This window comes from Taibaiella chishuiensis (assembly GCF_003014535.1).
Lineage (GTDB): Bacteria > Bacteroidota > Bacteroidia > Chitinophagales > Chitinophagaceae > Taibaiella > Taibaiella chishuiensis.
In genome coordinates this window covers 326,567-336,727 of record NZ_PYGD01000005.1, presented here as the reverse complement: position 1 = coordinate 336,727, position 10,161 = coordinate 326,567, and the positions used below count along the sequence as shown (strand labels likewise).

Here is a 10,161-nt window from a genome sequence, read left to right as displayed (position 1 = left end):
GGTGGCGGCAACACCCTGGTGGGCAAACTGGAACAAAAGATCAATGGCAACCCCTTCAACATCGCCAACTACAGCTACGACCACCTGAACCGGGTAGTGGTAAAAGATGGCCGTGCCTGTATGACCCTCAACGAGTACAACATCCGCGGCTTTCTGACCCATATCGCCGCCGAGGACCATAGCCAGCCCACCATCAGCCGCTTCTTCGACGAACGGTTGCGTTACGAATGGGGCTTCCGCGACAAACACTACAATGGCAATATAGCGGGCATCACCTGGAGCGGGGGCGATGGCAAAAAACATGCCTATGGCTATACGTACGATAGCCTGGACCGGCTTACCCATGCCGAGCACCGGCACCTGTCGGGTGGTAACTGGGTCAATACCGACTGGAACTATACCGCCTCCAACATCAGCTACGACCTCAACGGCAATATCAAAACCATGAACCAGAAAGGCGGCAGCTACCCGGGAGCCGCTCAAAACATGGATATACTCAGCTACCAATACGGCAGCAACAGCAACCAGTTACAAAGCGTAGAAGACGCCGGCACGGCCATCAACGGGCTGCCCGACTTCCGCAACGGGGTGAGCCAGGCCATCGAATACACCTACGACCAGAATGGTAACATGACGCGGGACGACAACAAAGGCCTTACCGTAAGCTACAACCACCTCAACAAACCGGCGGCCATCACCGTCACCGGCAAAGGCAGCATCTACTACACCTACGATGCAGGTGGTAACCTGCTACGCAAAAAACTGGACAGTGCCGGCGTGATCACCTTATATGATTATTTCGGTAATTTCGTGTACAAGAGCGATGTGCTGCAGTACATCACCAACGAAGAGGGCCGTGCAAGACCCATAGCCAACGACACCACAGCACACCTGACGCGTTTTGTATATGACTACTTCGTAAAAGATCACCTGGGTAATGTGCGCAGCACCGTAACAGCCGAGCCCATCAACCGGGATTACCTGGCGCGCCACGAAATGGCCACAGCCGGTGTAGAGCAACTGGTATTCGACAACATACCCAATGTGCGGGAGAGCAAACCGGGCAGCACCAACCCTGACGATGGCATGGCGGCACGGCTGGAAGGTGGCAATCCCAATACGCAGGTAGGCACGGCCATCATGCTGAAAGTGATGCCGGGCGATAAGTTCGAGATCAGTGCCGACAGCTATTACGAAGGCGAGAACCAGACGCAGGAAGAGAGTGGAGCAGGCCCGATCATCAGTTCGTTAATGAATGCGCTGATGGGCGGCGGCACCTATGCGGGCACACCGGTAAGCGAGCTGCCCGACAACCTGAAGACCATTAGCGGACTGTTGTCCAACCCGGTACTGCCGGAACAGCTGCGGGGCCTGCAGAGCAACGACAACCCGATGGTGCCCAAGGCGCACATCAACTACTTGTTCTTTGATAGCAAAATGCAACTGGTAACCGGACTGAGCGGATCGATCCAGGTACAGGGCGGAGGCCCCTCCGGCTGGCACAACAGCGGCTCGGTAACGATCGGTCCAGGTACGGTGGGCAACAACGTTATCCAACCGTCCTATGTAATCATCTATATCGACAACCAGACGATCGGCAAAAACGTATGGTTCGACAATATGCGTGTAGAACATTATACCAGCAAACTGCTCGAAGAGGATCATTATTATCCGTTTGGATTGACGATCCATCTCGAGCAGGCAGGGCAGTCCAATCTACCCAGGAACGATATTAAATTCCAGGGACAGCGACATGATAATGACTTCGGCATTAATATCTATAGCTTCAAATACCGCGAACATGACCCAACTATAGGCAGGTTCTGGCAGGTTGATCCGTTATCGGAAAAATATGTACACAATAGTACCTACGCATTTTCTGAGAATAAGGTAACTTCTCATATTGAGTTGGAGGGACTGGAGTCCTTCTCAATACAACCGGAAATAAATCAAGCCTGGAGAGAATTAAAAGCAAATTTTCAAAATTTAGCAAATTCTGTTAATATAGGTGGAAGTGCATATGTTGAAATGAAGGAAGATGGAAAATCCATAAAGCCAACAGTAACTGTAAAAACAAATGCGGGAGATTGGATGAATTACTTAACTCATACTAATACGAATCAGGGTGGGCCTTCATTTTTTAAATTTGATTTCAGTGTGGAATCTAGTGTGGAGAAAAAAGCGGAAGTAAAAACTCTTATTGGTAGCGCTGCTGGAGGGGTACAAATCAATCAAAAAGGAGAAACAACAGTAACCGCAGAAGCGTCAATAAAAACACCTGGAGGAAATTTAGGAGCGTCAGTTTCGCAATCAAGCAATGGAACAACAACAGTGTCTGGAAATATATCAGTTGAGATGGGCAGCGCAACCGTAAAAGCCGAAGCATCGGTTGTGAATAAGCAAAATGCTGTAGGCTTGGTTAGCGGCTTTGGAGTTGAGCAGAAAGTAGGTACAAGAACTTTTGGGTTTGGCGCTTCTGCTTAAGTTGGAGCTAATGACTAATGTAACAATTTGATTTTAATCTATGATATATAAACATATTAAGTACTTGCCAGTTTTAATTCTTGGAGTGATGTTGATATATTCATGGGCTACATATGTGTGGGGAGTCCATATTTTAGAATTTAGAGATTGGATAGGATTGGTATTGTTTGGAGTTAATATTTTAATTTATTGTTTTAGTTCTAAATACGGCGTAATGTTTACGGGGGTGGTTTTGGTACTTGGAACATTTGTTGCAGCTAAATTCCTGCCTGCTTTAATAATGCCCGGCTTTTCTCTGCAGATTGGTAAATTCGAATTTCGCACACCTAGAATAGAAATAAGAATATTCCTGGTTTTGATCTTGTATATCACCCTTAATAAATCTTATTGGAGCTCGAGAAAAAAGGAATAGATTAGTTTCTCTTTTCTACTTTAAGGTTGCAATCATTTATTATTGACAGAAAACACGAGTTTTAGGATAGGCTCTCTTCTGGTCGTAGCACCTGGTTGTGACCTACCACAATAGTCACGGCTTATTAGACGTCCTAGCTGCTTTTCGGGAGAGGTACATTTTAAGCCGTATCTCATTGCTGATCGAGGAACAAGCTCAACGAAGATAACCCTTCCCTGTGTCGCTATAAAAACAGCGGATACGATAGGCACCGGTTGTTTTTGTTGTCACGATTTGTAGTTGAAAATCGTAAATTTTATTATTCAGCAATATGCCCGATGTGCGGTCCAGCAAACCGGGCAGCACCCAAAAACAACGTTAAGGATTAATAATTCAAATATTTCAACGGGTTCAGGTATCGGAGGTGCGTTAGTTAAACTCATCAAAACCATTTTTGCAAAAAAAATAAATGAAACATTTTACATCATTATTATTGGGCGTGGGACTAAGCATTTTAGGTTGCAATAGTACTTATAGGGCTGATGAAGAAGCTAATGAAAATTATCTTAGATTAAAATCGGAGTTTGATCGAAGCTTCACTAGTCAATTCCCTGAAAAAATAACAACTATAGTTTCTTCTACCGTTGCTAATACCGATATTGGACAAAACAGGATCGGGCTTTATTTATATGAAAATGGAGTGCCTTTACAGGATTTAGACTCTATGGTCATTCACTTGGAGGAGAAGAAAACCGTAAAGTACAAATCCTCTGATACATGTCTACTTGTCGTTAATCGGTTCCTGGATAAGTATACTGTTGAAAACGGCGTTCGGCTTTCTGAAACAGACAGTCTTCTAATTAATAGAGACTGCTATGCAGATATGAAACCAGTACCGAATTTCATCAAATATAAAGGTCATAATCTCACGGACTGCGGCTTGGATAGTACTTTCGATCTCTTTGTCCTAGAAGCCAAAGCTGGGCAATTTTTTGACGAATACAAATCTCTTAAGCCTTTCATTCAAATGCCTGAAAACTGGAAAAATGGTTTTTCTAAAGGAGTTGCTATAAGTAGAAAGAATCGTAAGATAATCTATTGGAGTATTGTTTGGTGACGTGCGAATTCATTCGTGTATTATTAATACTCATAGGAGTGCAGGCCTGGGGACGCACTTAAATAGTAGCCGCTTTTGTAGCCATCACCCCGGTGCGATCCCTGGCCTAGCTACACGGCATACCTCAAACACCTAAAGCGCGCTATTATTGCAATTGATTGATGAATAATTTTTCATGACTTAATGTGAGGATTTTGAAACCTGAACACTTGTATCTATATTCGGGTTGGCTGTAATTCTAATATTGTATCACTATGACCATGAAGTCAATTCTTGTTTTATTATCAATTTTGATCATAACGGGTACAACTGTATTTGGACAGGATAGCACACTGAAAGAAGAACAAATACAATCTATCGAAAAACTGATCAGGGTATTTAAAACAAAAAGCAAAAGAAAAATCGCTGACCTGGTTTATTATCCCTTAAGGAGGGAGTATCCTTTAAAGGATGTGAAGCATAAAAATGATTTTATCCGGCGCTTTGACGACATCTTTGATAGAGCGTTGATAGACCTTGTTGCGAAATCAAAAATAGACGACTGGTCTGAAGTGGGTTGGCGAGGAATTATGTTAGAGAATGGAATACTTTGGATTAGCGATGAAGGAAAAATCATGACCGTTAACTATCAATCTCCTCGGGAAAAACAGTTGCTTGTTCATGCAATTCAGGATAATAGAAACCAATTGCCAAAATCATTGCAGCAGTTTAATAAGCCGCTTTATTTAATTTTTACAAAGCACTATAAAATAAGAATCGACAAAAAGGCGGATGGCATTTACAGGTATGCGGCATGGAAAATACGGCAGGCCAAAAGTGAGCCGGACATAATAGTAGAAAATGGAGTTTTAGAATTTCATGGAAGCGGCGGCAATCATACGATAACTTTTAAAAACAATGCTTACACATACGCAGTTTCTATTATCGAAATTGGATCTACGGATACTCCCGACGCTATATTAGAGGTGCTAAAAGATGGTAAAACAATATTAACTGAAGACGGGGACATCAAAAGGAACTGATACTGCCGATAACGTTGTACCGGTGACAGCCGGGCAAGGGATACAGGCTTGGCTTTGATTATTATTCCTGTTGCTAAGACACTGTTCGTGGCGTCTCGTTACGAACAGTGGTGTTTTAGGTATGCCGGAAAAACAACTGTCTTGCCGTACACCGGCAAGACAGTTGTTACGATACAAAGCACCGTACTATTTAAAAGATCAGGATTACCGCGTTGTAGGGCGAAGCGGCTTGTTCATTCCAGCTCATGGTAAAGACGCTATGATTATTGCAGTCATTAAGCGAACCCACCACTTGTGAGGATTGTACCGTCCCGATATTAGGAGAACCCAGGGCGAGATCGTAGGGATTACAAACGCCGAACGCTTCGGTTACCCGTCCGGCAGCCTGCGCGCCTATAACGCCGGGAAGCAAGGTCGGGTTGGCATAAGGATGAGAGCCGGTCGAAAAGGTTATAGGCAGCGTGGTAAAACCCGATCCATCGGGGTTTACGCCATAAAACCGGAGCGTCACATTGCCGGGTATAAGACTTTGGACGGTCAGCGAATTAGCCTGTGCAAAAAACGTCCCGGCTACGAGACTCAGCGAAAGCAAAAATTTTTTCATTGGGTTTGGTTTTGTGAGACTCAAAGATCCAGCGTCGTAGGGGTATAAAATGCCCCTGTAAAACTGGATAGCGCGCGCGTACCCGGATACCTGGAGCCTGCTGGCCGGCTCAGTGCAGAACGCCGGTCTACAACTTTAGAACAAGGGTATAAGACCAGCCGTAGCAGGAGCGGTTATAAACAGGAGACAGGTTTTATCAGGCTTTAGGGTGGATTAGCAGTAAGCAGGCGATGTCTGCCGCTTTAGCCGGGACGGCACAGCATGCCCCGATCCACAAATCCCGGATGCGTTACAGGTATACTTTACCCGGTAGGAAGATTAAACCACACAACTTAATTTTGCAGACTACATAAATTCCTGATGATGATCCCTGGCTCCGATAAAGTAGATGAACTGATCGCACATATGGCGCCCGGCGCCCTGGCCGCCCTGGAAAACATTTCCGTTACCCGCACCTTTGCTAAAGGCAGCTTCCTGTTGCGCCAGGACGAGACGGCCCGCAAGAGTTATCATATCCTTGATGGGATTGCCCGCAGATACTACCTCGATGGCGACCGGGAAATTACCACCGCCTTCTTTTTTGCCGATGACCTCGCACTCGCTTTTGATAGTTATATCCTGCAACGGCCCGGCCGCGAATTTGTACAGTGCATCACCGAAGTTACGGCATCAGTTACCGATTACCAGGCCTTCGAAGCCGCTAAGCAAAAATACCCCGACCTGCTGCGTTTCGATCTCTTGCTTACCGAACTATACGCGGTATGGCTTGAAGAGCGGCTGTTTGAATTTCATACCTGCAACGCCGAACAGCGTTACCGCACATTGCTGGATAAAGACCCGCATATCGTATTGCAGGTGCCGTTGAAATACATCGCCTCCTATCTTGGCATTTCGCTCGAAACCCTGAGCCGCATAAGAGCCCGGATATAATATTTGATCCAGGTCAAATATTGTTGTTAACGCTTGCCGGAATTTTGGATCCAATTCGTAACAATATGAAAACAAGGATCCAAGGTTTCGACCTGGCAAGGGCATACGCGATATTCGGTATGTTCATCGTTAACTTCAATATGGTAATGGGCAGTTATACCGATACCAGCACCGCGGGTAAACTACTCGCTTTATTCAGCGGTAATTCCAGTACAGTATTTGTTATGCTTGCCGGGCTGGGCGTTGCATTGATGTCGGGTAGGGCAGCGGGATACGATATAACCGCGCGGCTAAAATTGCGGTCCGTGATCCTTAAAAGAGCGGCTTTTCTTTTTGTGCTCGGGTTATTGCTGTCGCTGTGGTGGCCGGCCGATATTCTGCATTTCTACGCAGTGTATATGCTGCTGGCAATAGTAATGTTATTTATGCCCCGCCGGTATTATATATGGGTAGCGGTGTTGAGCGTCGTATGTTTTCATGCCTTGTTGCCCTTATTGCCTTTTGAAAAGGGTTGGCATTTTGAAACGCTGGTGTACCAGGACTTCTGGACGATAACCGGCTTTTTACGTAACCTGTTCTACAATGGCTGGAATGCCGTACTGCCCTGGTTTGCGTATTTTGCAACGGGTATGTACCTGGGACGGCTGAACTGGACAGAACGCCGTACCCTGCTCCAGGTGGGCATCACAGGGTTATGCCTGTTCCTCTCCATAAACCTGGCCGAAACCCTGGTTAGCCATTATTCCGGGAATGCAGACCTGCTCTTTTTTATGCAGGCCGATTACCTGCCGCCTTTCCTGCCCTTTATCCTGTCTACAACGGGTTTCGGTTTGATGCTGATCGCTGCATCAGTGGCGCTGAGCCGGCGTTTTACCGGTCTTCCTTTTTTAGAGGCGCTTGCCGGTACCGGCCGTATGACCCTGACCCATTATGTGGCGCACCTGACCCTGGGTATGCTGCTGCTGGCCTGGATTACCGGTCGCTCTTATATCGATGCACATAGCTACCCTTCGCTCTTAAGTCCCTGGGTTATCCTGGCGTTTTCCACGGTTTACTTTGTATTGAGTTGCTGGTTCAGTAAGGTATGGGGCCGCAGGTTTGGAAACGGGCCCCTGGAGCTGTTAATGCGCAGGTTGTCGGGCGCTTAGCTATTGACAGGAATAAGAAGGTGGCGCCTGGAAGTATTTGCCATAGCCGGTTTGGGCCCGACGAGCTACAATGTAAGCTGGTTCCGAAAGAGAAACCCGGCTATAGTATAGCCGGGCTTTTTAATGTACACGAAATTTATTTTTTTATGCCGCGGGTTCAGCCATTAGCAATAAAGGGAGCCTGTTGCAGGTATTGGTTGCCGGTAAGACAACCGATAGCAAAACGGGCCAGGCGGCCAGCGCTGATCTTGTCGCCCGAGCAATCGGTAAGACTTACCTGTAATGCTCCTTCTTCGTCGCTTTGCCCGATCATGGGCAAGCGTATCATGGTCCAGTCGATGCTGCTGCTGCGCAGGGTCTCATACTCAACCTGTTTATCGGCGGTAGTTTGCGGGTAATGGCTTTTCATCCATTCGGTACCGGCTTTAACGCGTTCGCTTTTTTTATCGCCAGGTGCATCGACACTTAAACCCGTGGTAACGATATAACGCCGGATATCATAAAATGCCATAGCCGCCAGTATGTTCCGGGTAGCCTGGCTAAAGACCGGCGATTCGCCGGCAGGTTGGCCCAGCATGCTGATTACGGCATGGCAGCCTTGCAATAGCCGTTGTACGGCACTACCGTCCCGGGCATCGCCGGGTACGATTTCGATAAGCGGGTCGTTGATAGTAAAACGTTCTGGGTGACGCAACAGGATGCGGAAGGGAATTTGTTGCCTGATCAGTTCGCGGGTCAGGAATTGCCCGGATTTACCGGTTCCGCCGATTACAGCGATTTTAGGAAAAGATGCCATGGGATCTTGTTTTATAAAATAAGGATAATACTATAACACAACACCCGGAATTCCGGGCGCCGGGGCAAAAGCTTTCGATCGCTTCTGCAGTGGGTAGCCGTATTTATAAAACAATTTTAATGCCGTAAAGCTAGTACATATTTAGCATAATACGAGCGTGGGAAAAAGAACAGGCTGTGCAGCTACTGCACAGCCTGTTGCTGTGTTAGCGGGTTGTATAACCGCCGTTGGCAAAAATGGTTTGTCCGGTTATCCACCAGCCGTCGGTTACCAGGAAGCTGACCAATGGCGCGATGTCGGCGATATTGGTCAGGCCGCCCAGGGCCGCTGCCGACTTATGATAGGCCACGGCATCGGGGCTTTCCTGGCCATAGAAGAACGGGGTATCCATAGGGCCGGGGGCTACTGCCGTTACCGAAATACCTCTAGGCCCGAATTCTTTAGAGGCCGCACGGGTAAAGTGTTCTACGGGCGCTTTCAAACCTTCGTAAGTAGAGTACAGACCGGTGTATGCAGCCAGCAGCGAGGTTACGATGGTACAGATCTTGCCGTTATCGTTCAGCTTCCTGCCCGCTTCCTGGATAAAGAAGTAAGCAATCTTGGCATTGATATCGCTCATGCTGTCGTACTCTGCTTCGGTGGTATCGGTAAAGGGTTTCTTTAAAACCTTGCCTACGGTATTGATGGCAATATCGATACCGCCGAAGCGGGCTTTGGTCTCATCGAACAGCCGGGCGATATTCCGGATATCGGTCAGGTCGGCCTGGAACAAAAAGGCTTCTGCGCCCGCGGCCTGAACCTCTTCCAGGGTTTTCCGGGCTTCGTCACCTGCGCTTTCGCTGTTGTAGTGAATCGCCAGTTTAGCTCCATTAGCCGCGAAGTCGCGGCTCAGCAGGCCGCCCAGGTTCTTGGCGCCCCCGGTAATTAAAACTGTTTTACCTTTTACATCGTTACGTGCCATAATACATTTGTTTTTATGGGAACAAAGCTCTGCTTTGTTCGCCGATGCATTATGGTGAACTTTTATGGAAATTTTATTTACCGTAAAAAAACCTGTTTTGTTCCCGGGCTTTAGTCCCGGTTATACCCGGAGCGTGCCGCGGAAACCACGGGCGGCATAATAGGATTCTGCACCGTTGTGATAGGTGAATACATGATCGTAACGGCGATCGCAGAAAAGTGCGCCTCCCCGTTCGCGGACGGCATCGGGGGTAACGATCCAGCTCGATGTTTTGAGGTCGAAAGGGAACAATTGCTGCAACTCGCGGTATTGGGCTTCGGTCAGTAATTCAATACCCATTTCCCCGGCCATATTAACGGCGCTGTCCTGGGGTTTATGTTCTTTGCGCGAGGCCAGTGCTTCATGGTCGTAACATACGCTGCGCCGGCCTTTGGGGCTCTCGGCCGAGCAATCGCAGAAGATGTAGGTGCCGGTCTTTTTATCGAAGCCGGTTACATCGGGCTCGCCACCGGTCAGTTCCATTTCGTTTAAGCTCCAGAGCACTGCAGGTGCGGCTTGCAGCCTGGTCTCTACTTTGTCCCAGTCTATACCTTTGTGGCGTGGGGTATGTTTGCTGAAGCGGGTTTTCAATATGCCGATCAGTTCTTCCTGTTGTGCGGATGAAAGTTTGCTTTTAGTCATGTGTGGTAATTATTATTTGTAGGTAAG

The 10,161-nt window shown here is 47.4% G+C and carries 9 protein-coding genes; 5 read left to right on the top strand and 4 right to left on the bottom strand.

Annotated features, from left to right (window positions below; all coding sequences use genetic code 11):
• From B0I18_RS15255 to B0I18_RS15240, 3 genes are all read left to right on the top strand, one after another.
• A partial coding sequence (locus B0I18_RS15255) for an RHS repeat protein (RefSeq protein WP_281257995.1) occupies window positions 1–2,484 on the top strand: 2,484 nt, incomplete at its 5' end.
• A gap of 860 nt (window positions 2,485–3,344) precedes the next feature.
• Window positions 3,345–3,992 carry a hypothetical protein gene (locus tag B0I18_RS15245; RefSeq protein ID WP_106523588.1) on the top strand — a complete coding sequence of 216 codons (648 nt, stop codon included), beginning with the start codon at window positions 3,345–3,347 and terminating at the stop codon, window positions 3,990–3,992.
• Between the two features lie 254 nt (window positions 3,993–4,246).
• The gene (locus tag B0I18_RS15240; RefSeq protein ID WP_106523587.1) at window positions 4,247–5,014 is read left to right on the top strand and encodes a hypothetical protein; all 768 of its coding nucleotides are present in this window, start codon (window positions 4,247–4,249) and stop codon (window positions 5,012–5,014) included.
• Between the two features lie 190 nt (window positions 5,015–5,204).
• Here the strand turns inward: B0I18_RS15240 and B0I18_RS15235 are convergent, their stop codons facing one another.
• Window positions 5,205–5,618, bottom strand: a complete 414-nt coding sequence (locus B0I18_RS15235) for a hypothetical protein (RefSeq protein WP_106523586.1) — start codon at window positions 5,616–5,618, stop codon at window positions 5,205–5,207.
• 360 nt (window positions 5,619–5,978) lie between these two features.
• Between B0I18_RS15235 and B0I18_RS15230 the strand changes: the two genes are divergently transcribed.
• Window positions 5,979–6,548: a Crp/Fnr family transcriptional regulator gene (locus tag B0I18_RS15230; RefSeq protein ID WP_219905985.1), complete on the top strand. Its 570-nt coding sequence runs from the start codon at window positions 5,979–5,981 to the stop codon at window positions 6,546–6,548.
• Between the two features lie 65 nt (window positions 6,549–6,613).
• Entirely contained in the window at window positions 6,614–7,696 is a 1,083-nt protein-coding gene (locus B0I18_RS15225) for a DUF418 domain-containing protein (RefSeq protein ID WP_106523584.1), read from the top strand.
• 157 nt (window positions 7,697–7,853) lie between these two features.
• On the opposite strand, the gene B0I18_RS15220 is transcribed toward B0I18_RS15225, so the two are convergent.
• The 3 genes from B0I18_RS15220 to B0I18_RS15210 form a co-directional block, all read right to left on the bottom strand.
• Entirely contained in the window at window positions 7,854–8,492 is a 639-nt protein-coding gene (locus B0I18_RS15220; protein WP_106523583.1) for an NAD(P)-dependent oxidoreductase, read from the bottom strand.
• A gap of 205 nt (window positions 8,493–8,697) precedes the next feature.
• Window positions 8,698–9,453: an SDR family oxidoreductase gene (locus tag B0I18_RS15215; RefSeq protein WP_106523582.1), complete on the bottom strand. Its 756-nt coding sequence runs from the start codon at window positions 9,451–9,453 to the stop codon at window positions 8,698–8,700.
• Between the two features lie 120 nt (window positions 9,454–9,573).
• A complete protein-coding gene (locus tag B0I18_RS15210; protein WP_106523581.1) occupies window positions 9,574–10,134 on the bottom strand; it encodes a DUF4256 domain-containing protein in 561 nt (186 codons plus the stop codon).
• Window positions 10,135–10,161 lie beyond the last annotated feature (27 nt).